The organism is Shewanella electrica, assembly GCF_022321485.1.
GTDB lineage: Bacteria > Pseudomonadota > Gammaproteobacteria > Enterobacterales > Shewanellaceae > Shewanella > Shewanella electrica.
The window spans coordinates 1-267 of sequence record NZ_JAKOGG010000341.1; the positions used below are offsets into that span (position 1 = coordinate 1).

1 protein-coding gene is annotated in these 267 nt (G+C 42.3%); it reads left to right on the plus strand.

The annotated features are described in order from the left end of the window. A partial coding sequence (locus L9G74_RS24240; RefSeq protein WP_238898664.1) for a pyridoxal-phosphate dependent enzyme occupies window positions 1–267 on the plus strand: 267 nt, incomplete at both ends.

Here is a 267-nt window from a genome sequence, read left to right on the forward strand (position 1 = left end):
CTGGTATCATTCCCAAAGTTCTGGATGTAAATCTCCTAGATGAAGTTATTCAGGTTTCAAGTGAAGAGGCTATAGAAACTGCTAAACTGCTTGCCTTGAAAGAAGGTTTGCTGATGGGAATTTCATCAGGAGCTGCTGCAGCAGCGGCAATAAAGGTGGGGAAGAGACCAGAAAATGCAGGAAAGCTCATTGTTGTGATTTTCCCCAGTTTTGGAGAACGTTACTTATCTTCACCACTGTTTGAATCCATTAGGAAAGAAGCTGAAC